General features: G+C 36.0%; 1 protein-coding gene. It reads right to left on the reverse strand.

Annotated elements, in window-relative coordinates; all coding sequences use genetic code 11:
* Positions 1-173 precede the first annotated feature (173 nt).
* Positions 174-842 carry a hypothetical protein gene (locus tag BFP75_RS00010; protein WP_099542436.1) on the reverse strand — a complete coding sequence of 223 codons (669 nt, stop codon included), beginning with the start codon at positions 840-842 and terminating at the stop codon, positions 174-176.
* Positions 843-1,162 lie beyond the last annotated feature (320 nt).

The raw sequence follows: 1,162 nt of genomic DNA on the forward strand, positions 1-1,162 counted from the left end.
TGGGGCACCTGTAGCCCCCGTCCCACTTTAGCCAGGCCAGATGCGACAGGCAGCTGTCCGTGTCCGGGAATTTCTCCATAAAGTCGAAAAGGGACATGCTCTTGAATCTTTGCTCCATGTTCTTGATGTTTGTTTCCCCGAATTTACTACTTCTATCGTTATTGATTAAGTACCTAAGTCAATTCATTTTTAACTGAATAATTTCTCAATACAAAATCCAGTTGTTTAGGGGTTAGCAAAACAAACATTCCATCATTTTTTGAATTTACAGGGTAAAACTGTTCGTCCGAATTTTGTCTTCTTAATTCAGCGTTCAACATTTCTATAAAATTGACATATGCAATTCCCCAATCCAAGTCAGAAAATTGTCCGTCAAACGCTGTGTATTCAATTCCGTTCAGTTCGATTGTGTGTTTCCAACTATTTTGGTCTTGTTCGCTTTTTTCGTTTGCGTATTCTAATTCCAATCCTAGTTTTTTAAAAGTCGGTTTAACTTGAGCTAAATATTCTGTTAATCCTCCAATCTCAAAGAGTTCCTCACAATCTACCCAATGATAGCGATTGTCCATAAAACTCAGCGTTTCCCCTCGAGTTGGTCCTTGAAAAAACTTCAAGTCGGAAAACGATTTTGCAAAATCAGCTTTAACTGTGTCCAATTCAGATTCGCTGGTCAGATTGAAATAACTTAATTTCTCCAATTCCGCAACGACTTCTTTTCCGCTTAATTTTTTCTGCATTACTATTTCTGGATTTGGGTTTTTGATTTTTGAAACCGCATTATCTTTTTTGGAATTACAAGCCCAAAAAGTTGAAAGAATTATGATTATAAAAATATGTTTCATTGGTTTGGTCAAATTGCACACAACGTGTTTGTATATGGTTTGTTGCGTGGTTTAAGCACCTAATTTAGCAAATACAAACCGAATAGAAAATCCGCAAGGGTTTTCGTAAGTAGGCTAGAACTAGCAATAAATTATATACGTCTTAAGTTTGATTCTCTTTAAATTGATGTGTTAATCAGAAAGAACAAAAGAGAGAATTAAGGTTACTATACACGGTGAAGCTTACGACTTCGACAACATTGATAATCCTCTCTCTTTTACTACTTAAATCACGTTCAGTTCTGTGAGACTTTAGATCTCGTTTTCAAGTTGTTGTGATA

The sequence above is a fragment of the Maribacter sp. 4G9 genome (genome assembly GCF_002742265.1).
GTDB lineage: Bacteria > Bacteroidota > Bacteroidia > Flavobacteriales > Flavobacteriaceae > Maribacter.